At 59.4% G+C, this 25548-nt stretch carries 24 protein-coding genes and 4 tRNA genes; 2 read left to right on the forward strand and 26 right to left on the reverse strand.

Annotated features, from left to right (window positions below):
- Positions 1-50: 50 nt before the first annotated feature.
- From BUA36_RS01535 to BUA36_RS01555, 5 genes are all read right to left on the reverse strand, one after another.
- A complete protein-coding gene (locus tag BUA36_RS01535) occupies positions 51-935 on the reverse strand; it encodes a DUF6896 domain-containing protein (protein ID WP_208861844.1) in 885 nt (294 codons plus the stop codon).
- A 371-nt stretch (positions 936-1306) separates the two neighbouring features.
- A tRNA-Asn gene (locus BUA36_RS01540) sits at positions 1307-1382 on the reverse strand.
- A gap of 57 nt (positions 1383-1439) precedes the next feature.
- A complete protein-coding gene (locus BUA36_RS01545) occupies positions 1440-3623 on the reverse strand; it encodes a TonB-dependent receptor (protein WP_072780782.1) in 2184 nt (727 codons plus the stop codon).
- A gap of 412 nt (positions 3624-4035) precedes the next feature.
- Entirely contained in the window at positions 4036-4728 is a 693-nt protein-coding gene (locus BUA36_RS01550) for a DUF3334 family protein (RefSeq protein ID WP_072780783.1), read from the reverse strand.
- 10 nt (positions 4729-4738) lie between these two features.
- Positions 4739-4954, reverse strand: coding sequence for a hypothetical protein (locus BUA36_RS01555; protein ID WP_072781535.1), 216 nt, complete (start codon positions 4952-4954; stop codon positions 4739-4741).
- An 87-nt stretch (positions 4955-5041) separates the two neighbouring features.
- On the opposite strand from BUA36_RS01555, the gene BUA36_RS30115 reads away from it, so the two are divergent.
- Positions 5042-5575, forward strand: coding sequence for a ribosome-inactivating family protein (locus tag BUA36_RS30115; RefSeq protein WP_167544241.1), 534 nt, complete (start codon positions 5042-5044; stop codon positions 5573-5575).
- 21 nt (positions 5576-5596) lie between these two features.
- On the opposite strand, the gene BUA36_RS01565 is transcribed toward BUA36_RS30115, so the two are convergent.
- From BUA36_RS01565 to BUA36_RS01590, 6 genes are all read right to left on the reverse strand, one after another.
- Positions 5597-5672, reverse strand: a tRNA-Asn gene (locus BUA36_RS01565).
- Positions 5673-5739: 67 nt separating this feature from the next.
- Positions 5740-6366: a hypothetical protein gene (locus tag BUA36_RS01570; RefSeq protein WP_072780786.1), complete on the reverse strand. Its 627-nt coding sequence runs from the start codon at positions 6364-6366 to the stop codon at positions 5740-5742.
- Between the two features lie 144 nt (positions 6367-6510).
- Positions 6511-6586: transfer RNA gene (locus BUA36_RS01575), tRNA-Asn, on the reverse strand.
- 34 nt (positions 6587-6620) lie between these two features.
- A complete protein-coding gene (locus BUA36_RS01580) occupies positions 6621-7949 on the reverse strand; it encodes a sensor histidine kinase (RefSeq protein ID WP_072780788.1) in 1329 nt (442 codons plus the stop codon).
- A 159-nt stretch (positions 7950-8108) separates the two neighbouring features.
- A tRNA-Asn gene (locus BUA36_RS01585) sits at positions 8109-8184 on the reverse strand.
- Between the two features lie 116 nt (positions 8185-8300).
- Positions 8301-9497: an amino acid aminotransferase gene (locus BUA36_RS01590; RefSeq protein ID WP_072780789.1), complete on the reverse strand. Its 1197-nt coding sequence runs from the start codon at positions 9495-9497 to the stop codon at positions 8301-8303.
- A 114-nt stretch (positions 9498-9611) separates the two neighbouring features.
- Between BUA36_RS01590 and uvrB the strand changes: the two genes are divergently transcribed.
- Positions 9612-11684 carry an excinuclease ABC subunit UvrB gene (gene uvrB, locus BUA36_RS01595; protein ID WP_072780791.1) on the forward strand — a complete coding sequence of 691 codons (2073 nt, stop codon included), beginning with the start codon at positions 9612-9614 and terminating at the stop codon, positions 11682-11684.
- An 8-nt stretch (positions 11685-11692) separates the two neighbouring features.
- On the opposite strand, the gene BUA36_RS01600 is transcribed toward uvrB, so the two are convergent.
- The 15 genes from BUA36_RS01600 to bamB all read right to left on the reverse strand — a co-directional run bounded on the left by BUA36_RS01600 (position 11693) and on the right by bamB (position 25525).
- The gene (locus tag BUA36_RS01600) at positions 11693-12640 is read right to left on the reverse strand and encodes an alpha/beta hydrolase (protein WP_072780792.1); all 948 of its coding nucleotides are present in this window, start codon (positions 12638-12640) and stop codon (positions 11693-11695) included.
- A gap of 12 nt (positions 12641-12652) precedes the next feature.
- A complete protein-coding gene (locus tag BUA36_RS01605; RefSeq protein WP_072780794.1) occupies positions 12653-13288 on the reverse strand; it encodes an SdpI family protein in 636 nt (211 codons plus the stop codon).
- Positions 13285-13572: an autorepressor SdpR family transcription factor gene (locus tag BUA36_RS01610; protein WP_072780795.1), complete on the reverse strand. Its 288-nt coding sequence runs from the start codon at positions 13570-13572 to the stop codon at positions 13285-13287. Before BUA36_RS01610 ends, BUA36_RS01605 begins: the two co-directional genes overlap by 4 nt.
- Before the next feature lie 74 nt (positions 13573-13646).
- Positions 13647-14243 carry a MarC family protein gene (locus tag BUA36_RS01615; protein WP_072780797.1) on the reverse strand — a complete coding sequence of 199 codons (597 nt, stop codon included), beginning with the start codon at positions 14241-14243 and terminating at the stop codon, positions 13647-13649.
- Positions 14244-14309: 66 nt separating this feature from the next.
- On the reverse strand, positions 14310-14987 hold the full coding sequence (locus BUA36_RS31075; RefSeq protein ID WP_072780798.1) for a choice-of-anchor E domain-containing protein: 678 nt from the start codon (positions 14985-14987) through the stop codon (positions 14310-14312).
- 29 nt (positions 14988-15016) lie between these two features.
- A complete protein-coding gene (locus BUA36_RS29870) occupies positions 15017-15676 on the reverse strand; it encodes a choice-of-anchor E domain-containing protein (protein WP_084559940.1) in 660 nt (219 codons plus the stop codon).
- Between the two features lie 271 nt (positions 15677-15947).
- Positions 15948-16493 carry a phosphoribosyltransferase gene (locus BUA36_RS01630; RefSeq protein ID WP_072780800.1) on the reverse strand — a complete coding sequence of 182 codons (546 nt, stop codon included), beginning with the start codon at positions 16491-16493 and terminating at the stop codon, positions 15948-15950.
- Positions 16494-16510: 17 nt separating this feature from the next.
- A complete protein-coding gene (locus BUA36_RS01635; protein ID WP_072780801.1) occupies positions 16511-17821 on the reverse strand; it encodes an adenylosuccinate synthase in 1311 nt (436 codons plus the stop codon).
- 4 nt (positions 17822-17825) lie between these two features.
- Complete coding sequence (locus BUA36_RS01640; protein ID WP_072780803.1) at positions 17826-18986, reverse strand: ATP phosphoribosyltransferase regulatory subunit; 1161 nt, start codon at positions 18984-18986, stop codon at positions 17826-17828.
- A 151-nt stretch (positions 18987-19137) separates the two neighbouring features.
- A complete protein-coding gene (hflC, locus tag BUA36_RS01645) occupies positions 19138-20052 on the reverse strand; it encodes a protease modulator HflC (protein WP_072780804.1) in 915 nt (304 codons plus the stop codon).
- A complete protein-coding gene (hflK, locus tag BUA36_RS01650) occupies positions 20052-21356 on the reverse strand; it encodes an FtsH protease activity modulator HflK (RefSeq protein ID WP_229215396.1) in 1305 nt (434 codons plus the stop codon). Before hflK ends, hflC begins: the two co-directional genes overlap by 1 nt.
- Before the next feature lie 17 nt (positions 21357-21373).
- The gene (hflX, locus tag BUA36_RS01655) at positions 21374-22561 is read right to left on the reverse strand and encodes a GTPase HflX (protein ID WP_072780807.1); all 1188 of its coding nucleotides are present in this window, start codon (positions 22559-22561) and stop codon (positions 21374-21376) included.
- A gap of 42 nt (positions 22562-22603) precedes the next feature.
- A complete protein-coding gene (gene hfq / locus BUA36_RS01660) occupies positions 22604-22840 on the reverse strand; it encodes an RNA chaperone Hfq (protein WP_072780809.1) in 237 nt (78 codons plus the stop codon).
- Between the two features lie 194 nt (positions 22841-23034).
- Entirely contained in the window at positions 23035-24381 is a 1347-nt protein-coding gene (gene der, locus BUA36_RS01665) for a ribosome biogenesis GTPase Der (protein ID WP_072780810.1), read from the reverse strand.
- Between the two features lie 4 nt (positions 24382-24385).
- The gene (gene bamB / locus BUA36_RS01670; RefSeq protein WP_072780812.1) at positions 24386-25525 is read right to left on the reverse strand and encodes an outer membrane protein assembly factor BamB; all 1140 of its coding nucleotides are present in this window, start codon (positions 25523-25525) and stop codon (positions 24386-24388) included.
- Positions 25526-25548: the final 23 nt, after the last annotated feature.

Raw genomic sequence — 25548 nt, forward strand, 5'->3', positions numbered from 1 at the left:
CTCGAACCAAGGGTCAAGACAATAGGAGAACTAAGCGCCCGGTATGTCCACTAAGATCTTAAGGAGTGGCGGAAAAGGTCTCCTCCAATATCCAACTCGCCTTTTCGGTTGTTCATGAAGTAGTGGACTTCGCAGAGAATCCGATAACTCGAGAAGAAGCCCTCCAATGCATCGTGCAGCTCTCGAGCCCAAGTAAGACGGTCTGCGTCTTTCGAAAAGAATTTGCGAATCTTCTCCGGGCTATCGCGGAGGTGGAACACATTGTTTCTGAAGTCCCTAAGCGGATGCCAGTGGGTGTTAATCAATTTCCCCAACGCGTTGGACAGGGGGAGCAATTCCTTAAATTCCCCAGGCCGTTCATCCATGAGCAGTCGGCGCATATTTACACCCTTGAATCCCTCACATGTGACAGCAAGGAATCCAAGCCAAGAGAAGAAGTAAATCCTACTCTGGACTTCGTCATTGCGACTCAATTTTCTAGCTTTCTTCCTTTTCGTTTTGAGCTTTTCATAATTCTCCCGCATCAGATCGGCCGCTTCGAAGTAGTGGGAATACAAGGTCATAACCATGTCGCGATTCCGGCTTGGGAGCATGTCACCGGGTTGAGTGGAATCGATATCTATGGCAAGAACCCGCGTGGCATCGGCGAAATATAGCAGGCCGGACCTCGAATGCTCCAGTTCACCGGATGCTATCGCTGCGTCGAAAGATTTTTCGATTTGCTCCGCACTGTCGAAACCGAAACAGGGCAATCGGTCCCTTGTGAAGTGAGCTAACCGCCACAAGTCAAATCCGTCGATCTCGCCGTTTTCGCCAAAATCGAAGTCAACTTTTCCGGTATCCAGTTGCACCTCGCAACCGGCGCCATGCTTGTGATATTTAATTCCGCAGGCAAGAACGCCACTACCCGGAATATCGTATTTCCAGCCATGCAAAAGAGCTGTACGGCATTTTTATACCGGACCTGTACATCAACGCTACAGCGTCTCTCACGCGTGTTTGGTATTCGTTGATTAGCTGCTCGAGGTTCTTGTCCATGCATGTCCCTATTCGGGCGCTAGGAAGCTGCGTATGTCGATAGTTGGCAAACGACAGCTACGCTATCCATGGGTGCTGGTAACATAGTACGATTAATTTCTCCTCCAGCCAAGTGACCTCATCAGGTGGGTGCTAAGCTGTACGTCTCGCCGAAGCCAAAAGACCAGCCCCCCCCACCGGCAATCTAGTCCCAGTACCGAGCCCCAAATGACAAAAAAGGGGTTACATCCCGAAGCATGTAACCCCTTAATCTGTACTACTAATATTCTGGCTCCCCGACCTGGACTCGAACCAGGGACCTGCGGATTAACAGTCCGTCGCTCTACCGACTGAGCTATCAGGGAAAAGAGGCCGCATTATATACGGCCATTTTTCAGCTGTCTAGGCTGAGGCGGATTTAATTAAAAGCCGCCGCGGAACTGCACGCCAAACTGACGTGGCTCGTTGACGAAGCCGGTCAGGTTGTTGAAGTCGATGCCGCCGATGATGCGCTCGGTGTTGGTGATGTTACGCGCGAAACCAGCAACTTCATACTTGCCGCCGGCCCAGTTGTAACCCACGCGCAGACCGCCTTCCACCATCGACTTGCCGGTGAACTCTTTCGACTCGTACAGGAAGAAGTTGATCTTGCTGCGGTACGACCAGTCGGTCAGCACGAACAGGTTGCCGTCCGCCAGTGGCCAGTTGTAACGCGCGGTGGCGTTCACGATGACCTTGGCAGCTTGTGGCAGCGGATTGCCGTTGATCGACACCAGGCCGTTGGCACCGATCGGATCGGTGATGGTGCACTGGGCGCACTTGGCCACGTACAGGTTAGGATCTTCGATCTTGGTGAAGTTGTACGAACCGCTCAGGCTGACTTTGAAGTCCGGGGTCACGAAACCTTCGATCTCGCCTTCCAGGCCACGGCCAACAGTCTTGGCTGCGTTGATCAGCTTGGTCACGTTGGAGTTACCACCCACCACGGTCAGCTGCTGGTTCTTGACTTCGTAGTCAAACACGCTCAGCGACGCGCGGGCGCGGCGGTTGAACAGGTCGGCCTTGATGCCGGCTTCGTACGAGGTGATGGTTTCCGCATCGGCCACGGTGATCGGCACCGACGCCGAAGCAGCGGCGATCGATGGTGCGCGGAAGCCGGTCGCTACGCGGGCGTAGGTGCTGACATCCTTGTTGATCTTGTAGGTGCCGCTCAGGTCCCAGTTCGCCTTGTTCTTGCTCTCTTCAACCGACTTTGGACCGATCTGGGTCACGTTCCACGATTCCACGGTGCGGAAGTCTTTCTGGTCGTGGGTGTAACGCAGGCCGCCGCGTACGGTGAAGTCGCTCGACACGTCATAGGTCACCGAACCGAACGCTGCGTACGCGGTGTTGTTCTGGTGGCTGGCCAGGTGCGAGGTCTGCACCTGGGTGTTGCTGTCGAAGTTGTCGCTGAAGCCGTCGCCGCTTTCCTTGAAGTAGTAGACGCCGGTCTGCCAGTTCAGCGGGCCAGCGTTTTTCGACTCGACGCGGAATTCCTGGCTGTACTGCTTCAGGCCGGTCAGCCCGCCACCGGTTTGTACCTGGAATGGAATGAAGCCAGGGCCGGTTGGGGTGCCGCCGTCGATGTCGCCACGGCTGTAGTAGTTGTCCACGGCTTCGTAGCCGGTGATCGAGAACAGCTTGACGGCGCCCAGGTCCCAGGTCAGGCGGGCATTGGCGCCGTTGGTGCTCAGGTTCTGGAAGTTCTGGCCGTTGGTGTTGATCTTGGTGAAGTCGTAACCGTCAGCGAAGTCGTTGGTGCCCTTCTTGATCAGGTTGGCGCGGAACAGGCGCGCGCTACCGTCGGTGGTACGCGAGTGCACATTGAACAGCGCGTTGAAGGTGGTGCTCGGCTTGTACAGGAACTGCACGCGCTCGGCGTGTTCGTTGTAGCCTTCCAGCGCATCGTTCTGCTTGGTGAAGGTGTTGTCGACGAAGTTGTCGCGGTGCTGGCGCAGCGTCGACACGCGCATCGCCCATTCGCTCGACAGCGGAATGTTGGCGGCCGCTTCCAGCGCAGCGGTGTTGTGGGTGGCGATCGAGGCGCTGTAGTAGCCTTCGATCTTGTCCAGGTTCGGCTTGGCCGATTCAAACTTGACCACGCCAGCCGGGGTGTTACGGCCGAACAGGGTGCCCTGCGGGCCGCGCAGCACTTCCACGCCCGCCACGTCAAAGACCGGGTAGCCTTTCAGGATGCCGTTCTCTTGCACCACGTCGTCATAGATCAGCGACACTGGCTGCGAGGCGAAGGTGCTGAAGTCGGTGTTGCCATAGCCGCGGATGTAGAAGCGCGGGAAGGTACGGCCGTTCGACGATTCCACGTTCAGCGACGGCACTTTGCCTGCCAGGAAGCGGATGTCCTGGCCGCCGGACAGCAGCACATCGAGTTTTTCATCTTTCAGCAGGGTGACGGAAACCGGCACATCCTTGATGTTCTCGGCACGGCGCTGTGCGGTCACAGTCACGGTTTCCAGTTGCGGCTCGGTGCTTTGTGCCAGGGCGGTGCCAATAGGCATAAGGGCGCTCAGCGCCAGCAGGCGCTTGTGCATCTTCGACAGTTTGATCATTCAATTTCCCGATTTAAATGTAGTGCAAAGAGTTAAAAACAGTGTCCCCTGTTCTCTCTTTTCTGGTCACTACCCGTTCATCTGTCGTGATCGTGGTAGCGCGTGGCAGCCCTGAATCCGCCCGCGGTGGCTTTCAATAATGCACTGACTTTTTTGAAAGGCGATATTCTCTTTGATGCATACCATGTATTGCAAGTCGAATATAACAACCAGCCAATTAACGGTTAGAAATTCGGCTAAAGATATGCAATAACTGAATATTCAGTGGCTTAGGCGTGACAGTACAGCCACACAATGGCAGGAACAGCAAGCTTGCTGTCGAAACATGAACCTGGGAGAAGATGGGCGCGTGTAGGAATTTCGCCACAAAAACAGCACGGCCAGCGCGACGCTGGCCGTGTGGGAGGGAGGATTACATGCCGAGCGATTTCAGCAATTCGTCAGCGTCAGGATCGGACGATGCGGTGGACGACGACGGTGTGGACTGGTGGGCCACGCGTTGCTCGTCGAGCAAGGCATCCGGATCGTCGATTTCGCTGGAGTCAAAGTCGTGCAGGCGGATGAACTCGGTGCGGTCGATGGCCAGTTCCAGGTAGAAGATATTGCCCTTCTCCGTGTAGAAGCTGACGCGGCGCATTTCCGGGCGGTCCAGCGGGGTATCGACGCTGAGCACGATCTGCTTGTTCAGCACCAGCATCTTCGGCTGATTCTGGGTGATATTGGTTTGCAGTTCACGGCGGATCTTGCCCGTAAAGTCGCCGACGATCTGGTTCATGAGCTCGCCCATGATGTTGGCCACTTCATCCGAGGTGTGCGAGCTGGCCAGTTCCGACTTTGGCATGCCCATGTGCAGCATGTAGCGCTCGTAGATTTCCATGGCGGTATCGGCGGAGAAGTTCAGCACCACCAGGCCGGTGAAGCCGCCATCGAACAGCACGAAGCAGCCGATGTCCGGCTTCAGCCCGACCTTGGTAATCCGCTGCACCATGCCGGAATAGTTGACCTTGCTTTGTGTGGCGACGTTCAGCACCCGGCTCACCGAGTTGCACAGACTCATCAACAAGTCTTCCGTACCGTAGACAATTGCATCGTTTTCGTCGCTCATATCACTACCTCTACTTATTTTTTAAAGATGAAAGTACCGTTTCCCGGTCCAACGCGAGACGAAACAAGGCCACCTCGGCGAGCAAGCGGACTACCTCATCTTTCCATTGCTGATCCTGCAGCGCGGCGGCCGGCGTGGCAGCCAGGGTTCGGCGCAAGATCTCGACTTCAAGTTCCAGGTCCCGGACACGCCGCACGCTCGCGCGCGCCTCAACGCTCATGACCATGACTTCCCCTTCGGGCCGGAAATAAGATTCAGAATACCGACGCGCAAGATTCTCGTCCACTTGTATCGTGTATTTTGTGAATTTTGCGTGCCAAAATGCAAAAAGCGGCATGTCCCGCGTGCGCCAGGCTCTCAACACGGCGGCACTTACAGCGCCGATATCGGTGCGCTGCGTAACACTATCCGCGCCAACGGCGCCGTTGCCCATATCCAGGCGATTCCAGTCAGCCATCCATTGCAGCCCGCCGCCAACCTTACCGTGTTCGTGAATCTGGCCTATCAGTCCAACGGCGCGCTGGCGCTCGGCTATGCCCATCCGCCGCTGCCCAACATCACGGACGCCACGCTCAGCAACGCTGTTGCGGCCCTGTCCGGCTATAACGGCGGCGAGCTGAACGCCGCCTTGCTCGACAGCCTGGCACGCGTGAACGTGGCGGTCAGCGAAGCGGCACGTTTCAGCGATGTCAGTGGCGGCGTCGCCGGTGTGCTCGGCAGTGCCGCGCCTAGGTGCCGAATCTGGGCCAACTGCACGCCTGGGGCGGTCATACGCTGGGCGGCTGAGCGCCATGGTCGGCGCAAACCCTCTGCGCGGCAGCTGAAACGCAAAAAGCCCAACCGGTGAAGGTTGGGCTTTTCTGTATTCTGGCTCCCCGACCTGGACTCGAACCAGGGACCTGCGGATTAACAGTCCGTCGCTCTACCGACTGAGCTATCAGGGAATTGAGGCCAGAATTATAGCTGCCGAAATTGGGCTTGGCTAGTCTTTATGATTTTTTACAGCCTAGCTCAGACAAAGGCGACGGTCACGCGCACGGCGCCACGTTGATTCGCCGGTAACAGGGAATCGCCGATTTCAGCACGCAGACTTGCCGCCACCTGATCGCGGACGGCAGCCGTGGCAGCGGCGTCGAAATGCGCCAGTGCCGCATTGATCGTGGCTTGTGCAGTCGCAGTGGGGAGATTCAGTTCGGCAGCCAGGCCGATCACCTTGACATTGTCCTTCCCATAATCCCAGGCATTGATGCCGCGGTGAATCGACACCTCGATGCCCTTGGGCGTGCTGGCGACCGCCGTGTCGGCGCCGATCTTGAGCTGAACATTGACCGGGCGCGCGGTAAAGTGCACATTGGTCACCTCGACCCGGACTTCCGGACTCGGCACCTTCGTCGTCGGGACAAAAATCTGGTTGATCGTGAACGTGACGTGGGCGGCCAAGTCCTGGTTGGCACCGGCCACGGGCACGCGGCGCATGCGCGACACCATCAGTTTGCCAACGCAACCATCCGCGCCGCCAATCGGGAAGGTCCAGATATTGTCGGTGGAAATGCGGACATTGAGTCCATTGGCCAGCGCAGTGCGAATCTGCTCAGTGGTGTTAAGCTGCTGGTTCTTGTCGCCGATCGTGATTGTCATGATGCTCTCCTGAAAATAAGTTGATGAACCACACAGAGGTTCAGGAGAAATATTATTGTTGGTGACACGCTGCGGTCTGACCATTGCTGACGCTGCCACAAACGAAAACGGCCCAGCGATTTCGCGCTGGGCCGTTTAATATTCTGGCTCCCCGACCTGGACTCGAACCAGGGACCTGCGGATTAACAGTCCGTCGCTCTACCGACTGAGCTATCAGGGAATTGAGGCCGGAATTATAGCCGTCCTTTGTCGAATTAGGCAACTTCTTTCGGCGCGATGCGCGGCAGGCGCAGCGTGAAACGGGCGCCATGGCCCAGCTCACTGTCCACCCGCACACTGCCGCCCAGCGCCGATGTGATCTGGTTGTAGACCACGCTCAGCCCCAGCCCGCTGCCGCCCTGCCCCAGGCGCGTGGTAAAGAATGGATCGAACACGCGCGCCAGATTGGCGGGCGAGATGCCGACGCCATCGTCGATCACGCCGATCTCCACCCAGTCGTCGGCATCGCTGCGCGCTGTAATACGAATCCGTCCCGCCAGCCCGCTGGGGTAGGCGTGCAGCAGCGCATTGTTGACCAGGTTAATCAGCACCTGCTCCAGCGCTCCCGGATAGCTGTCCATGACGATGTCATCCGGCACCTCACACACCACCTCATGGCCGCTCTTGCGTATGGTCGGCCCCAGCGCCACCAGAATTTCGCCGCAGGTTTTTTCCAGCCCGAACTCGCGCCGGCGCATGCTGGACTGGTCGACCGCCACCTGCTTGAAACTGGTGACCAGCTCCCCTGCCCGCCCCAGACTGTGCAGCAGGATATCCGCGCCCTGATTGACCCCGTCAATGAAATCCTGCATGCGCTTGCGCGTCACGCCTGCTTCGAGTTCCCGCGTGATATCCACGGCATTGCTCTTGAGCGTACTGGCCAGCATGAGTCCGTTGCCGATCGGCGTGTTGAGTTCGTGCGCAATGCCAGCCACCAGCTTGCCCAGCGCCGACATCTTTTCCGCGCGCAGCAAATCGACCTGCATCGTGTTGATTTTCTCCAGCGCCGCCTTGAGCTCCTCGTTGCTGCGCGCCAGCGCCTGGTTGGCATCACGCAGTTGCGCATTGCCGGCGATGAGTTCCTGCTGCTGCGCCATGACCTTGAAATCCGCCTCGATTGCCCGCTTGATCTCCCACAGCAACGCCACATAGCGCTCCTGATATAGGCGCTTTTTGCTATCGAGCACGCAGATGGTGCCAAACACCTCCTGATCCGGCCACAGCAAGGGCACACCCAGGTAGGAAATCATGTTCAACGCGACATCGGGATTGTCTTGCCAGTGCTCGTCTTCCAGCGCGTGGGGCACCTGGAGCACGTCACGCGTGGCCATCACGGTTTCACAGTACAAGCCGGTGCTCAGGTTGGCCTTCTCGTGCGCTTCGTAGGGATTGCCCGGCGTATGGCTGGACACCAGCACTTCGATCTGCTCCGGCCAGACGCGCATGATCAGACCAGCCGGCACATCAAAAATGCCGGCCATGACATTGGTGGTCTGCTGCCACTTTCCCAGGAAATCATCAGAAACGACGTGATGCTGCATCATAAGCCGGCTCCTTGGTCAGTCGGCCCTCGGAAAACGTGCCGATAGTCAATGGTAGGCCGATTTGCGGAATATTTGTAAAAATAATCTGCGATGCATCAAGCCAGCCCAAAATGCAAAAACCGCATATTTCCATAAGAAAATATGCGGTTTTCAGTATTCTGGCTCCCCGACCTGGACTCGAACCAGGGACCTGCGGATTAACAGTCCGTCGCTCTACCGACTGAGCTATCAGGGATTAGAGACAACATTTTATACTGTTTAGTTCACATCAGCAAGATGCGCTACTGCAGGTATTCCATGTTGCCATTTCTTCGCCTCATGCTTTGCAGCGCAATGCGAAGAAACAAGAGTTTAGAGCACTTTGGCGATGGCGTCAATAACGACATCAATATTGCGCGAATTCAATGCAGCCACGCAAATCCGGCCCGTGTCCACAGCGTAGATCGACTGCGCGCGCAACTGCTCCACTTGCGCCTTGCTCAGGCCCGAGTACGAGAACATGCCGATCTGGTCACGTACGAAGGCAAAATCGTGGCCCTTGGCAGCCAGTTTGGTCACGAACGCTTCGCGCATTTCCTTGATACGCACGCGCATGCCGGCCAGTTCGTCTTCCCACAGTTGGCGCAGTTCCGGCGTGGTCAGCACGGTGGCCACCACCTTGCCACCATGGACCGGCGGGTTGGAGTAGTTGGTACGCACCACGCGCTTCAGTTGCGACATCAGGCGCGCCGCTTCTTCGCCGCTCGACGCCACCACGCTCAGCGCGCCCACGCGCTCGCCGTACAGCGAGAACGACTTCGAGAACGAATTCGATACCAGCAGCGGGCCGCCCGCTTCCGCAAAGCGGCGCACCACCGCGCCATCTTCCGCGATGCCCGCGCCGAAGCCCTGGTAAGCCATGTCCAGGAACGGCACCAGGCCGCCGGCGGTAATCGCCGCAATGACTTCGGTCCACTGGTCCGAGGTCAGGTCAGCGCCGGTCGGGTTGTGGCAGCACGCGTGCAGCAGCACAATGGCGCCGCGCGGCATGGCTTTGAGGTCAGCCAGCATGCCGGCGAAGTTCACGCCGTGGGTGGCCGCATCGAAGTAGGCGTAGTTGTTGACTTTGAAGCCGGCGCTTTCAAACAGCGCGCGGTGGTTTTCCCAGCTTGGGTCGCTGATGTAGACTTCGGCATCCGGTGCGAAACGCTTGAGGAAGTCGGCGCCGATTTTCAGTGCGCCAGTGCCACCGATGGCTTGCACCGTGACCGCACGCTTCTCTTGAATTACCGCGCTGTCGGCACGAAATACCAGCTCTTGCACCGCTTTGTCGTAGGCCGCCAGACCTTCGATCGGCAGGTAGGTGCGCGGGGCTGGTGCTGCGATCAGGATTTCTTCCGCTTTCTGCACGCACGATAGCAGCGGCACTTTACCGTTGTCGTCATAATAAACACCGACGCCCAGATTGATTTTGTTTGGATTCTGGTCGGCGTTAAAGGCTTCGGTAATACCCAGGATAGGGTCGCGTGGTGCCATGTCGATGGCGCTGAACAAGCTAGGATTCGTCATGATAAGATTGGATTCGATTGGAAGCGGTTCGCAGCAGAGATGTATAGACAGCGCCCTTTAAAATAACGACTTCAGGCCGCTGGCAGGCCATTATTCTAACAAAGGTCTGACAAGATGGCTGATTTACCTGTAGCTGATACCCCCAAGGCAACCGTGGTGACGTTCCCCGATTCGCCCTTTAAATTGCACCAGCCCTTCCCGCCTTCCGGCGACCAGCCGACGGCAATTGACCAGCTGTGCGAAGGCGTCAACGACGGCCTGTTTTTCCAGACGCTGCTGGGCGTCACGGGCTCCGGTAAGACCTATACGATGGCCAACACCATCGCCCGTCTGGGCCGCCCGGCCATCGTGTTCGCGCCCAACAAAACCCTGGCAGCACAGCTGTATTCGGAGTTCCGCGAATTCTTCCCGGAGAACGCAGTCGAGTACTTCGTGTCCTACTACGATTACTACCAGCCGGAAGCTTACGTACCGCAGCGCGACCTGTTCATTGAAAAGGATTCGTCCATCAATGAGCACATCGAGCAGATGCGCCTGTCGTGCACCAAGTCGCTGATGGAGCGCCGTGATGTGGTCATCGTCGCTACCGTGTCGGCCATCTACGGTATCGGCAATCCCAACGAATACCACCAGATGATCCTGACCTTGCGCCAGAAGGACCGCGTCTCGCAGCGCGACATCATCGCGCGCCTGATCCAGATGCAGTACACGCGCAACGAAGTGGACTTCGGCCGCGGCACCTTCCGCGTGCGTGGCGATACGCTGGACATCTTCCCGGCCGAGAATGCGGACCTCGCCGTGCGCCTGGAACTGTGGGACGACGAGCTGGAATCGATCCAGCTGTTCGATCCGTTGACTGGCCGCGTCAAACAGAAGATCCCGCGTTTCACCGTCTACCCTGGCTCGCACTACGTGACGCCACGCTCCACCGTGCTGCGCGCGGTGGAAACCATCAAGGCCGAGCTGCGCGAGCGCCTGGAGTTCTTCCGCAAGGAGAACAAGCTGATTGAAGAGCAGCGCCTGGAACAGCGCACCCGCTTCGACCTCGAGATGATGGCGGAAATCGGCTTCACCAAAGGCATCGAGAACTACTCGCGCCACCTGAGCGGCGCCAAGGCGGGCGAACCGCCGCCAACGCTGGTGGACTATCTGCCGAAAGACGCGCTGATGTTCCTCGACGAATCGCACGTGCTGATCGGCCAGCTCAGCGCCATGTACAACGGCGACCGTTCGCGCAAGACCAATCTGGTGGACTACGGCTTCCGCCTGCCGTCCGCGCTGGACAATCGCCCGCTGAAATTCGAAGAGTTCGAGCAGAAAATGCGGCAGACGATTTTCGTCTCGGCGACGCCGGCCGACTACGAAAAAACCCGTGCCGACCAGGTGGTGGAACAGGTGGTGCGCCCGACCGGCCTGGTGGACCCGCAAGTCATCGTGCGCCCTGCGCTGTCGCAGGTGGACGACCTGATGTCCGAGATCACCGACCGCGTCGCCAAGAACGAGCGCGTGCTGGTAACCACGCTGACCAAGCGCATGTCGGAACAGCTGACGGAATACCTGGCCGACCACGGCATCAAAGTGCGCTACCTGCACAGCGATATCGAAACCGTGGAGCGCGTGGAACTGCTGCGCGACCTGCGTATCGGCACGTTCGATGTGCTGGTCGGGATTAACCTGCTGCGCGAAGGCCTGGACTTGCCGGAAGTGTCGCTGGTGGCGATTCTGGACGCCGACAAGGAAGGCTTCCTGCGTTCCGAACGCTCGCTGATCCAGACCATCGGCCGCGCCGCGCGTAACCTGAACGGCGTGGCCCTGCTGTACGCTGACCGCATGACCGACTCGATGGAGCGCGCCATCGGCGAAACGGAACGCCGCCGCGCCAAGCAGATCGCCTACAACGAAGCAAACGGCATTACGCCGCGTGGCGTGAAGAAGATCATCAAGGACATGATCGACGGCGTCTACAGCGAGAAGGAAGCCAAGGTAGAGCTGGAGGTGGCGCAGGAAACTGCCAAGTACGAGGCCATGAGCGAGAAGCAGATCAGCAAGGAGATCAAGCGTCTCGAGAAGGCCATGCTCGATCACGCGAAGAACCTGGAGTTCGAGAAGGCCGCGCAGGTGCGCGACCAGCTCCATCACCTCAAGCAGCAGCTGTTCGGCGCGCCAGGCGCCGACACACTGTCTTAAATCTGCGCTTACGGCGCCTTGACGAAACTGCTCAAGGCGTCGATCAGTTGCGGCGCCACAGGCATGTCAGGGCTGCCGTAAGATTTCTGCTGCAAGGCCTCGTCCTTGCCGACCATTTTCAGCAGATGGTTCATGCCTTCGACGATCACCAGCCTGGCCTTGGGCGCGGCTGCGGACAGCTCCTTCGCCTCCGTTTCCGGCACCTGAATGTCGGACGTGCCTTGCAGGATCAGCACCGGCATCTTCAACGCTGCGATGGCCTTGCGCGGATCGTGCTGCAGCGATGAAATCAGATACGGCTGCACTTCCGGGCGATACAGCACCATCAACGGCGGCGGTACCTTGTCCACCGTTTTACCCTCCTTGAGCGCGGCCAGTATGCGGTCGCTTTCGTCCATCAGCGGCGGCGGCAGCTTGTCCTTCAACTGCTCGCGCAGGACTTCATCCAGCGCATGCGCCGGACCGGCGATCAGCACGCAAGCATCGGCGCCGCCCTGCGCACAGGCTTCCGATGCGATCTGTGCGCCTTCGCTATGCCCCGCCATCACCACGCGCGAGAAGCGCGGGTCGGCGTGCAGCTTGCGCAGCCATGCGGCGGCGTCGCCAACATAGTCATCCAGGCGCAGGTTCTCTTCCTTCCACACCGGCAGCGCGCTGGCGCCGATACCGCGCTTGTCGTAGCGTACGGATGCGATGCCTTGCCTGGCCAGGCCTTCCGCCACCATGCGCAGCGCATCGTTCGGGCCAGGCAGCAGCGTGTTGTTGCCGTCGCGGTCGGTCGGGCCGGAGCCGGCATGCAGCAGCACCACTGGCACCTTGCCACTGACGCCATCCGGCGTGAGCTCGGTGCCGTAGACTGTGCCGCCGCCCACATCCAGCGACACCGGGCGCTGCGCGGCGAACGCCGGCACCGACGCGGACAACATCATCAAAGACAGCAGTAACTTACGACGCATACTTTTCTCCATTCATTGAGGAAGACGTTTGTACATCACGAACGAGTAACCGATCACCGCCGGCGTCCAGGCCAGCATCAACACCAGCAGCAGCCATTGCGGTGCACCGAGCGCCATTGCGCACAGTCCCAGCAGACCACTACCCACCATCAGCTTGCCCGCCAGGCGATGCGTGACGTACCAGACGCGCTCACTGGCCAGCGTCCACGGCGTGCGGATACCGACAAAGAAATTGCTGCGCACCTTGCCCATCGGATTCCCCATCAGGACCAGCACCACAAACAATATCCCCTGCAGCAGATGCACCACGCCGAACTGCATGCCCAGCGCATTGCACAGCACAAGCAGCTCGATCGCGCCAAACAGTGCAACCGGCAGCATCATGAGGTAACTGTAGGTGTCGCCGGAGGCCTCCAGCGCGTACTGCTTCGGTGACAGGAAGGGCAAAACCACGCCCAGAGCCAGCATGCCCGTCATTGTCCCGGGACCGAGCAGCCACAGTTGCCAGCGCGGCCCGTAGCCATCCACCTGGCCGGCAAAGTTCCAGTGCATGGGCATCTTCTCGGGCAGCGCGGAATAGTAGTACCCGGTGATGGCCGCCATGGCCAGGATCATCAGGATGCACAGCAATAAGGCACGCGGCTTCATTTCTTTTCTCCTTGATTTTCAGCGCTGGTCAGATCCATCATCCAGGCCAGCACGTCCTGCAGCACGGTGGTGTTGAGGCCATACCAGATGGTCTGGCCTTCGCGCCGACGCGTAATCAGATCCGCGTCGGCCAGCACCGCAAAGTGGTGCGACATGGTGGGCTTGCTCATGTCGAAGTGTTGCGCCAGGTCGCCAGCCGTCATCTCGCCCTGACGCAGCAGGCGCAGGATCTCGCGGCGGGCGGGATCGGCGATGGCTTTGAAGGCGCTGTTGGAGGCGTTCATTAGGCGAATATCTAATTAGACGGTTATCTAACTATAGATGTAAAAAAAGCAGGCGTCAAGCGCCTGCCTTCGGATTACAGGGTTTTAACGAACTCGCGGATGCCGCCCAGCAGCATCTCGACCGACATCGCCGTCAGGATCAGGCCCATCAGGCGCTCGAAGGCCGTCATGACCTGCGGGCCGAGCACCTTCTGCAAGCGCTCGGCACTCAGGAACACCAGCAGCCAGATCACGCCGACCGAAGCCAGCGCCGCCACGTGCACCAGCACCTCGCCCGTGCTCTCGCGCGAGAACAGCAGCACCGTCGCCAGCGCGGACGGCCCGGCCAGCGCCGGTATCGCCAGTGGCACGATGAACGGCTCGGCGCCGTCCGTGCGGCCCAGCACGCCGTCGGGATGCGGGAAGATCATGCGAATCGAGATCAGCAACAGGATCACCGCGCCGCCGATGCGCAGCGCCACTTCGGACAGGTGCAGCGCCGTCAGGAAGTGGCGGCCGAAGAACATGAAGATCAGCAGCAGCACAAACGCAATCGCGCATTCGCGGATCACGATGCGCGGCCGGCGTGAGATGGGCACGGGATTGAGCACGCTGGCAAACAGCGGCACGTTGCCGAAGGGGTCAGTCACCAGCAGCAGCAGGATGAAGGTCTGAAAGAAGTCCTGGGTCATGTAGTCTCTTAGGCAAAATAAAAACGGGAGCCGAAGCTCCCGTTTAAGTGTACCACCAGATTCAGCTTAAGCCGATTTACGGCGACGTGCTACCACACCTACCAGGCCCAGGCCGGCCAGCAGCATGGCGTAGGTTTCTGGTTCAGGTACTGCGGTAGTGACATAGTTGTAGGTCACTTTGGCGTAGCCATTGAATGCCGCAGTCGGTACCGTACGGGTGTTGCCAGCAGTATCCGAGAACGCAATGGTCGGCGCGCCAGCCAGGCCAGCGTGCAGATTACCGGTGCCGGTGAACAGCGACAGTACCGGCGCGGTGCTGTAGCTTGCGCTGCTGGTCAGCGGTGCGTTGAAAGAGTACACCGCGCCCGAAGTACCGGCGAAGTCACTAACGGTGTCAAACGCGGTCATGTTAAAGACCTTGGTAGCGCTCTGGTTCAGCGTCTGGGTCACACCCGTCAGCGTGAAGGTCAGCACGGCGCCCGCTTTGGCGGTAATGTCGGAAGCCGAGCTGGTGCTCAGGTTTTCTACACGCACGGTGGTTTTCAGATCGCTGAACAGCTGAACATCCACCGATTGCAGGGAGCCCAGGCTGGCGTTGAACTTGGCGAAGTCCAGGCCTGCGGTCGTGCCCTTGGCATTGGCGATGACATTCGAATTAACGGTATAGCTCTGCACAGCTGCCGATGCGTCAACAGCGGCGCTCAGGGCGGCGACGGCCAGCGCGATTTGAGTCAGTTTTTTCATGTTATTCCCTTGTGATGGTGCCGTCTGAATTACGCCTTGGCAGCGCGTTTGCGTTTTGCAGCAACGCCCAGTACGCCCAGGCCCAGCAGCAGCATGCCGTAGGTTTCCGGCTCAGGTACTGCCGAGGTGTAAGTGTAGGTGATGGTGCCGTAGCCGCCAGCCTTGGTGGCGAATTGCGCATCGATGCCATCGCCTTGAACCGACGACCAGCCTTTGGCCAGGATCTGGGTTGCGATGCTGCCGGTGCCGCTGAACAGCGCCAGGTCCGACACGTCGGAATAGACCGCGCTGTTGTGCGCCTGAACGGTTTTGCTGTTGGTGTAGGTATCGCCCGCTGCAACGTCGACGGTGGTCGAGAACACTGGCGCGTTGATCAGCACCAGGTTGGTGGCGTCAGGACGCTTCAGGGTCACGGTGGCGCCCAGGCTGAATGGCACGCTGGTGACGTCGTCGTTGTAGTTGGTCAGGCTGACATTGCCGGTGATGTCCGAATACAGGTCAAACTTGACCGAAGTCAGGGTGCCCAGCGAGGTGTTGAACTTGGCGAAGTTCAGGAAATCGGTCCAGTTGGTATCCTTGCTCAGGATCACATTGCTGTTATTCGATACCGTCACGGTAGCTGCCGAGGCAGATGCGGCTGCAAAAAAAGTAGCAACCAGCAGCGCTTGCGAAAGTTGTTTCAGTTTCATGGATTTTTTCTTTCCCACTAGAAATTATATATTCTGTTTGCCAACTTACTTCTGCAAGTGCCGTCGGCATGTATTTAAGCTGTAATTCACTTACTTCCAAACTTAAAGCTATCTTAACACAAAATATCCAAGAGTCATTTCTTTTTTACATTTTTAAAGTCAAAAAAGTAATTATTATTTCCCAACATAAACTTTGTGTTGTTCAGGACAGACAGCGATAAAAAAAGCGGCCCGCAGGCCGCTTGGGTGGACGTAAAACGCTAAGTAACCCTTACGCGCTTGCCTCACCTTTTTTGATCCAGGCCGCCAGCTGATGCGGGCGCAGCGCGTCGTAGTCCTCAAACGGCTGATGAATCCATGGGTTGTGCGGCAGTTCTTCCATCTGGTAGTCCGGACGGAATGCCGAGCTGCCCTTGGTCCAGATCACTGCGGTCTTCACTTCGGTCACGCCGGTGAAGTTCTGCTTCAGGTGGTCTACCACCTTCATCAGGGTCACGCCGGAATCGGCCAGGTCGTCCAGCAGCAGGATCTTGCCCGACAGCGGACCTTTGGTCATGGTCATGTATTTGGCGATGTCCAGGTCACCTTGCACGGTGCCCTTGTCTGCGCGGTACGAGCTGGTCGACAGGATCGCCAGCGGCACGTCGAAGATGCGCGAGAATACGTCGCCAGGACGCACGCCGCCGCGCGCCAGGCACAGCACCATGTCAAATTTCCAGCCCGACTCATGCACCTTGAGCGCCAGGCGCTCGATCAGGCGGTGGTATTCGTCCCAGGAGACCCAGAGGTGTTTTTCGTTCGATTGTGGGGTGTTCATTGTTACTTGTTCCTAAATTACGCGAACGGATGACGCAGCACGATCGTTTCTTCACGATCCGGGCCGGTCGATACCATGTCGATCGGCACGCCGACCAGTTCTTCGATACGCTTGATGTAGTTGCGGGCAGCCACTGGCAGAGCGTCCATGGACTTGGCGCCCACGGTGCTGTCTTTCCAGCCTGGCATTTCTTCGTACACTGGCACGCAGCGGGCAGCTTCTTCAGCGCCCGATGGGAAGATGTCCACGGCTTCACCGTCAATGGTATAGCCGGTGCACAACTTCAGCGATTCCAGGCCGTCCAGCACGTCCAGCTTGGTCAGGCACATGCCGGTCACACCATTGATCTGGACCGAGCGGCGCAGCAGCGCAGCGTCGAACCAGCCGCAGCGGCGGGCACGGCCCGTCACGGTACCGAACTCGTGGCCAACTTGCGCCAGGTGATGGCCGACGCCAGCATCGGTTGGCAGTTCCGAGGGGAACGGACCGGAACCCACGCGGGTGGTGTAAGCCTTGGTAATGCCCATCACATAGTGCAGCATGCTTGGGCCCACGCCAGCACCGGCGGCGGCATTGCCGGCCACGCAGTTCGACGAGGTGACGAATGGATAGGTGCCGTGGTCCACGTCCAGCAGCGAGCCTTGCGCGCCTTCGAACAGCAGGTTGGCGCCGGCCTTGTGCGCCTTGTACAGCGCGCTCGAGACGTCGGTCACCATCGGGCGCAGGCGCGGCACGTAGGCCAGCGCGTCGTCCAGGGTTTTCTGGTAATCGATCTTCGGTGCTTTCAGATAGTGTTCCAGCACGAAGTTATGGTAGTCCAGGTTTTCTTTCAGCTTTTCTGCGAAGCGGGTTTCGTTCAGCAGGTCGGCGACACGGATAGCGCGGCGCGCCACTTTGTCTTCGTACGCTGGGCCGATACCTTTGCCGGTGGTGCCGATCTTGGCTTCGCCACGGGCGGCTTCACGGGCCAGGTCGAGTGCCGAGTGGTATGGCAGGATGACCGGCGCTGCGTCCGACACTTTCAGGCGCGAGGCGACTTCTACGCCTACGGCTTCCAGCTTGTCGATTTCGCGCAGCACGTCCGGCACCGACACCACCACACCGTTACCGATGTAGCAGGCCACGCCTGGACGCATGATGCCCGAAGGGATCAGCTGCAGTGCAGTTTTCACGCCGCCGATGACCAGCGTGTGGCCGGCGTTGTGGCCGCCCTGGAAGCGCACCACGCCTTGGGCGTGGTCGGTCAGCCAGTCGACAATTTTGCCTTTACCTTCATCGCCCCATTGGGTACCGATGACGACGACGTTTTTTGCGTTTTTGTTTGACATCACATTAACCTAAGTTTTTAAGAATCCAGTTACTACCATGCTCGTCGAGGACCAGCGCGCGATCGCACTCGAACTCGTCCAGTTCGTGGCTGTGACCCGGCATACTCTGGATCACCACTTCGCCGGACTTGCGCAGCTCGGCGATTTTTTCCTTCAATTCCGGCGCATTGCCCCATGGCGCGCGGATCGAATGCTTACGTTCCGCGGTTGGCAGCAGGCGCGCCAGTTCGCGCAGGTCGAGCGAGAAACCGGTGGCGGGACGTGCCCGGCCGAAGGCCTCGCCTACGTGATCGTAACGGCCGCCGCGCACCACTGCGTTCGGCAGGCCGGGTACATACAGCGCGAACATCGCGCCGCTTTCGTATTGGTAGCCGCGCAGGTCGGCCAGGTCGATGGCCACTTGCGCACGGCCGATCGCCGATGCCGCCAGCGCCGCCAGTTCGGCCAGCGCCCTGGCGATGCCCGGCAGGTCCGGCAGCACTTCGCGGGCTTTTTTCAGCACGTCGATGTCGCCGTACAGATTCGGCAGCGCCAGCAAGGCGTCGCGCACCAGTGGCGCGTAGTCCGCGGTCAGGGCCTGCAGATCCGGCACGTCTTTGGCACGCAGCGCTGCATACAGTTTAGCCTCATCTTTTTTCGCTGCAGGACAGTTTTCCAGCAGCGCGCGCAGCACGCCGACGTGGGTCAGGTCCAGACGCACATCGGTGAAACCGGCCAGGGCCAGCGACGCCAATGCCAGCTCCTGGATTTCCGCATCGGCTTCCAGGCCGGCATGGCCATACATCTCGGCGCCGATCTGCAGCGGCTCGCGGGTGGCGTGCAGGCCCGATGGACGGGTATGCAGCACGCTGCCGGCGTAGCACAGGCGCGTCACCGAGGCGCGGTTCAGCAAGTGGGCGTCGATGCGCGCCACCTGCGTCGTCATGTCCGGACGCAGGCCCAGCATACGGCCCGACAGCTGGTCCACCAGCTTGAAGGTGCGCAGGTCGGTGTCTTCACCGGCGCCGGTCAGCAGCGACTCCAGGTATTCCAGCAGCGGCGGCATCACCAGTTCGTAGCCGTACAGACGGAAGTTATCCAGCATCAGACGACGCAACTCTTCAATCTTGCGTGCTTCCGACGGCAATACGTCGGCGATATTCTCGGGCAGCAGCCAATTTGGCATGGGTCTATTAATTAAGAAATGAACAATGCGGCGCGCAGGCCTTGGCCACATAAGCGAATGGCCGAACCTGATATTTTACGCGAAAATGCGCTTAACGAGGGGAAAAAGATGCGATCCAGCGAGCCACAGGCCCGCTGGATCATGTGCGGCGTTACTTCTTGGCCGGGGCCGGGGCGGCTGCACCGCCGGCGCCGGCGCCTTTGAAGTATTTGAAGAAGTCGGAGCTGGCGTCGAGCACCATCACGTCGCCGTGATTTTTGAAGGTGGCGCGATAGGCTTCCAGGCTGCGGTAGAACTTGTAGAACTCAGGATTGCGGCCAAAGGCTTCCGCGTAGATGGCCGACGCTTTCGCATCGCCTTCACCACGGATCTGCTCCGCATCGCGATAGGCTTCCGCCAAGATCACCGAGCGCTGGCGCTCAGCATCGGCACGGATCTTCTCCGACTCCGCCGAACCGGTCGAACGCAGTTCGTTGGCGACGCGGGTACGTTCAGCCTTCATGCGCTCGTACACCGAGTTATTGATCTGCTCGACATATTCCACACGCTTCAGGCGCACGTCGATGATCTCGACGCCGATCTGCGCGGCTTCCTGCACCACCTTGGCGCGGATGCCTTCCATCACCTTGCCGCGCTGGCCGGAGATCACTTCGGCGACGGTGCGCTTGGTGATTTCTTCGTTCAGTGCTGCCTTGATGATTTGCGACATGCGGTCACGCGCGCGGCTTTCGTCGCCGCCAAAGGTGACGTAGTACAGCTTCGGCTGATTCTCGCCGCGGCCGATACGCCACTTGACGAAGCTGTCCACCAGAATGTTCATCTTCTCAGCGGTGATGAAACGTTCGGCGTCCGGCGACTCGATGGTCATGATGCGGTTATCCAGCAACAGCACATTCTGGAATGGCGGTGGCAGTTTGAAGTGCAGGCCCGGCTCGCGGATCACTTCCTTGATCTGGCCCAGCGCGAACACGATCGCATATTTGCGCTGGTCGACCACGAACACGGTCGACGACAGCAGCATCAAAGCGATGAAGGCCAGGACAACGGTACTAGCTATGCGATTCATTAACGGCTCTCCCGGTCACGTAAGCTGGCGTCGCGCGAACGCTGGTCACGCGTGCGATTCACTTCCACCGACGGCATCAGCTCCGACGGCAGCGTCGTGGTGGCTGCTGGCGTATTGGCATTCTGCGCCGCGATGCGTGCAGCGCTTGCCTGCGCATCGCCTGCCGCCGCCTGGGCGATCAGCTTGTCCAGCGGCAGATACAGCAGGTTGCTGCCGCTCTTCGCATCCACCATCACTTTGGAGGAGCTGGAGAAGATCTGCTGCATGGTGTCCAGATACATGCGGTCACGCGTCACGGCCGGCGCCTTCTGGTACTCGACCAGCACCTGTTTGAAGCGCGAGGCATTACCGGTGGCGTTTTCCACCACCATCGAACGGTAGCCTTCCGCTTCCTGCATCAGGCGCGATGCGGTACCGCGCGCCTTTGGAATCACGTCGTTGGCATACGCCTGGCCTTCGTTCTTCTGGCGTTCGCGGTCCTGCCCTGCTTTCACCGCATCGTCAAAGGCGATCTGCACTTGCTCCGGCGGCTGCACGGCCTGCAGGGTCACGCTGGAGATCATCACGCCCGAAGCGTAGCGGTCCAGGATCTGCTGCATCAGCTGCTGGGTTTCAAACGCCACCTTGTCGCGGCCTTCATACAGCACGAAGTCCATCTTGTTCTTGCCGACGATTTCGCGGATCGAGGTCTCAGCCACCTGGCGTACGGTGTCCTCCTCGTCGCGGTTGTTCATCAGCCAGGCAACCGGATCTTTCAGTTTGAACTGCACGGCAAACTGGATGTCGATGATGTTCTCATCATCGGTCAGCATCAGCGATTCGCGCGTCTGCTTGTTCTTGATATTGCCACGGTAGCCAATTTCCACCATGCGCATCTGCGACACTTTCACCGTCTCGTCGCTCTGGAACGGATACGGCCAGCGCCAGTTGAAGCCGGAGCCGGTCGTGTGGCTGACTTTACCGAAGGTGTAGACCACGCCGGTCTGGCCTTCCTGCACGATGAACGAACCGCTGGCGAGCCAGATCAGCGCCACCACTGCGCCAATCGCACCAGCCGTGGCGCGCACGCCGCCAGCCATGTCGGGACGATTGCCGCCGCCGTCACCACCGCCGTTGTTATCGCCATTGTTATTGCCAGGACGTTTTTGGCCGAACAGGTTGTTCAGCTTTTGATTGAAGTCGCGCCACAGCTGTTCCATATCGGGCGGACCTTCGCCGGGCTTCTTGCCTTCATTGGCCTGCGGCTTGTTGTCCTTCCCCCAGCGAGGGTCGTTCAGCGACAGCTTCAGGCCAAGTCGTTTCATAAGTGAGGAGACACGCATTAGTGTGATCCAACGTGAGTGTGGGTGGGACTGCTCTCTGGTTCTTCTGCTTCTTCGGCTTCTAATTCTTCCGGCGGGTCCTGGTCGAACACATACGGCTGCTGCAGGCGCGCGCCTGGCGCAGCCTTGGCCCATTCAGTGATGGCGCCGCGCAGCAGATCCAGTCCTTGTCCGGTGCGCGCACTGAGGAAGACCCTGGAAATCTTATCATATTCATCTCGCTCGACCGAAGGTTCCAGGCCGGCCGCGTCGATCTTGTTCCACACCAGAATCTGCGGAATGTGATCGGCGCCGATTTCGCGCAGCACCAGGTTGACCTGCTCGATCTGCTCCATCCGCACCGGCGACGCGGCGTCGACAACGTGCAGCAGCAAATCAGCGTGGATGGTCTCTTCCAGCGTGGCGCGGAAGGCGGCCACCAGCTGGTGCGGCAGCTCGCGCACAAAGCCAACGGTGTCGGACAGCACCACGTGCCCTACTTCCTCGTTCATGTAGACACGGCGCGAAGTCGTGTCCAGCGTGGCGAACAGCTGGTCGGCAGCGTACACGCCGGCCTTGGTCACCGCGTTGAACAGGGTCGATTTGCCGGCATTGGTGTAACCCACCAGCGAGATCGAGAACGTCTGGGTGCGGTTGCGTGAACGGCGCTGGGTCTCATGCTGCTTGCGCAGCTTGGCCAGGCGCGCGCGCAAGGCTTTGACACGCTCGCCGATGAGCCGGCGGTCAGTCTCCAGCTGCGTTTCACCGGGGCCGCGCAGACCGATACCGCCCTTCTGGCGCTCAAGGTGAGTCCAGCCGCGGATAAGCCGTGTGGCCAGATGCTGCAACTGCGCCAGCTCGACCTGCAGCTTGCCCTCGTGGCTCTTGGCACGCTGGGCGAAGATATCAAGGATTAAGCTGGTCCGGTCCAGCACCCGGATGTTGAGGCGCTTTTCCAGATTGCGTTGCTGCGCCGGCGACAGCGCGTGATTGAAGATGACGATTTCGACGCGGTCAGCCAGCACGGCCTGGCCGATTTCGTCGGCCTTGCCGCTGCCGACAAAATAAGCTGCATCCGGCGAGGAGCGCTTTGCCGTGATCGTCGTCACCGGATCTGCACCGGCTGAACGGGCCAGCAGCTGCAATTCCTCGATGCTGGCGGCAAAGTCGCCCTGGCCGAAATCGATACCGACTAGAGCTGCACGCATACGACGGTCAGGCTAGATAAAAAGAAGCGATGCTGCAAATGCTTATTCCGCTTCGTTTTCAATATTGAGATTGACGGCACGGGCCGGCACCACGGTGGAGATGGCGTGCTTGTAGACCATCTGGGTCACGGTGTTACGCAGCAGGACGACGTATTGGTCGAACGATTCGATATGGCCTTGCAGCTTGATGCCGTTGACCAGATAGATCGAGACAGGAACGTGCTCTTTACGCAGTGCATTCAGGAATGGGTCTTGTAACAGTTGCCCTTTGTTGCTCATAACAGCTCCATTTTATGTTGTTGTGTTGGAAGTGGAGGCGAAACGCTTGGTTTCAAGGTCGTGGCTCAGCGAAAAGTCATCAAAAAGTCAAACTATTTTCGCTGAAACACCGCTCGCCACGTCAAAAGTGGTGCTTCTAAGCCACTGTACCCTGTTTTTGCATTTTTTGCAGGGTGTTCCTGCAAAAAAACGCCTTATTTGTCCTGATTTTTCGCGAATGGGTTTTTACCGGTGCGCAGCTCGATGCGCAGCGGTGTGCCGACCAGGTTAAACGTCTCACGGAAGTGCTTTTCCAGATAGCGTTTGTATGGCTCGGCAATCGCATCCAGCGCATTACCGTGAATCACGATCACCGGCGGATTCATGCCGCCTTGGTGCGCGTAGCGCATCTTCGGACGGATCGAACCTTTACGCTTCGGCTCCTGCTTCTCCACTGCCTCGATCAGCGCGCGCGTCAGCTTCGGCGTCGACAGGTCGGCAAACGCTGCGGCGTAAGCCTGGTCCAGCGACTTCATCAGCGGACCAATGCCCTGCGCCTTCAGCGCCGAGATGAAGTGCATCTTGGCGAAGCCGAGGAAGTCCAGCTTGCGGTCGATATCAATTTTGATCTCGTCGCGCTGCCACGATTCCAGACCGTCCCACTTGTTGACGGCGATGACCAGCGCGCGGCCCGTCTCCAGCACGAAGCCGGCGATGTGGGCGTCCTGCTCGGAGATGTCCTGCTGGGCATCCAGCATCAGCACTACCACGTTGGCTTCCGAGATCGATTGCAGCGTTTTCACCACCGAGAACTTCTCGATCGCTTCAAACACCTTGCCGCGGCGGCGGATACCGGCCGTGTCGATCAGCGTGTACTGCTTGCCATCGCGCTCGAACGGAATCTCGATCGAGTCGCGGGTGGTGCCCGGCATGTCGAACGCGATCACGCGCTCTTCGCCGACCAGGGTGTTGATCAGCGTCGACTTGCCGACGTTGGGACGGCCCACCAGTGCGATCTTGACGCCACGGTCGGTCTTCTCCAGCTCCTGCGGATCTTCCGGACGCTGCTCGAAAGCGGTGTCCAGCGCCAGTTCCACCAGATCGTGCACGCCGTCGCCGTGCGCCGACGAAATGACGGCCGGTTCGCCCATGCCCAGTTCATAGAAGTCCGCCACCACCGAGGTGTAGCGCATGCCTTCAGACTTGTTCACGACCAGCAGCACCGGACGTCCGCTCTTGCGCAGGAAGTCAGTGATGGTCTTGTCGTGCGGCGTCAGGCCCTGGCGGCCGTCGACCAGGAAGACGACAACGTCGGCTTCGGCCACGGCCTGCTTGGTCTGCTTGGCCATCTGATGGAGGATGCCTTCCTTGGCCACCGGCTCAAAGCCGCCGGTGTCAATAACGAGGAAGGGACGTTCGCCGACACGGCCCTCGCCATAGTGACGATCTCGCGTCAACCCAGGCAAGTCCGCCACCAGCGCATCGCGCGAGCGGGTCAGACGATTGAACAAGGTCGATTTCCCTACATTGGGTCGACCCACTAGTGCGATTACCGGCTTCATTTTATTACTCGACCGCGAGAGCGGTCACTGTCCCTGATTGGGTTTGGAAAATCAAATTCGTGCCGGCGATGACAGGATCAGCGTTGATTGCGCTGCCGTCGGTCGCCACACGACCTATAAATGCGCCATCTTCCCGCGACAGGAAGTGGATATAACCCTGGTAGTCGCCTACTGCCACCGCGCGGCCATACGACACAGGGGTCGACAGGTTGCGATACGACAGTTTGTCGTTCTTCCAGGCGTTGGCGCCGTTTTCACGGCTATAGGCGCCAACTTCGCCTTTGTCGTCAGAGACGAATACAAAACGCTGGTCCACCGCCACGCCCTTGTCGGACGACGTCGGTTTGCTCCAGTGCGGTGCGCCGGTGGCGGCGTCGAAGCAGGCGACACGGCCCTGATACGACACGGCACAGACGTCTTTTTCAAAAATCACTGGCGCGCCAGCGATGTCGGTCACGCGTTCCAGTTCCGTCGCGCCGCGTGGCTCACCGACCACCACTTCAAAACGCTGGATCCCGGTGGCCAGCGTCAGCGCCAGCAGCTTGCCGCCTGGCTGGGCGATGTAGACGTTAGGGCCGTTGATGACCATGCCGGGTGCGTTACGCAGCGTCAGTGCCGGCGTGGTGCGCGGCATGCTCCACTTCTTCGCGCCGGTCTTGGCGTCGTAGCCGTTAATCATGTTGTCGACGCTGCGCACCACCACCAGGCCGCCGCCCACCACCGGCGACGACAGCACTTCGCTGCTGGCCTGTGCTTTCCACAGCTGCTTGCCGCTGGCGTCATACGCCAGGATCTGGCCTTTGACGCCGCCGACCACGATTACCTCGCCGTCACTGCCCACGCCTGCGGTCAGGTCGGTGCCGGTCTTGACGCGCCACTGCTCCTTGCCGCTGGCCGCGTTCAGGCGCACCAGCGCGCCGTCGGCATCCGCCACGTACACGCTGTCGCCAGCCAGCGCCGGCGAGAACACTGCGGTGCCGGCCTTGCCGGTCGAATACTTCCACACCACCTTCGGCGACAGCGATGGATTTTTCAGCTCCACCAGTGGCGCCGGCTGGTTCTTGGTATCTTTGGACGAGAACAAGGAACAACCGGCCAACATCGCAAACACGCTTGCTGCAACTACTGTTTTGGTCATACGCATAAATTTATTCAACCTTGATCGTG

The organism is Duganella sacchari, from assembly GCF_900143065.1.
In the GTDB taxonomy this organism is placed as follows: Bacteria; Pseudomonadota; Gammaproteobacteria; order Burkholderiales; family Burkholderiaceae_D; genus Rugamonas; species Rugamonas sacchari.